Annotated in this window: 1 pseudogene; it reads left to right on the top strand. The window is 44.1% G+C overall.

The annotated features are described in order from the left end of the window. A pseudogene (locus FOT98_RS32070) lies at window positions 1-272 on the top strand (S-(hydroxymethyl)glutathione dehydrogenase); the annotation flags it as partial.

The raw sequence follows: 272 nt of genomic DNA, 5'->3' as shown, positions 1-272 counted from the left end.
GCCGTACGAGAAACGCAAGGTAAAGGTTTAATGCCTGATGGAACAACTCGTTTCTCTTATAATGGAGAGCCTATTTATCATTACATGGGAACAAGTACGTTTAGTGAATATACAGTCGTTCCTGAAATCTCTTTAGCAAAAATTGACCAAGAGGCGCCGCTTGATAAGGTTGGCCTATTTGGATGCGGTGTGACTACTGGGATTGGTGCGGTACACAACACAGCAAAAGTAGAAGAAGGGGCTGTGGCAGCTGTATTTGGTTTAGGAGCGAT

It is taken from the genome of Bacillus sp. HY001, assembly GCF_007558965.1.
Lineage (GTDB): Bacteria > Bacillota > Bacilli > Bacillales > Bacillaceae_G > Bacillus_A > Bacillus_A mobilis.
The sequence above is the reverse complement of the archived record's forward strand: the minus strand, read 5'-3'. Positions and strand labels throughout refer to the sequence as shown.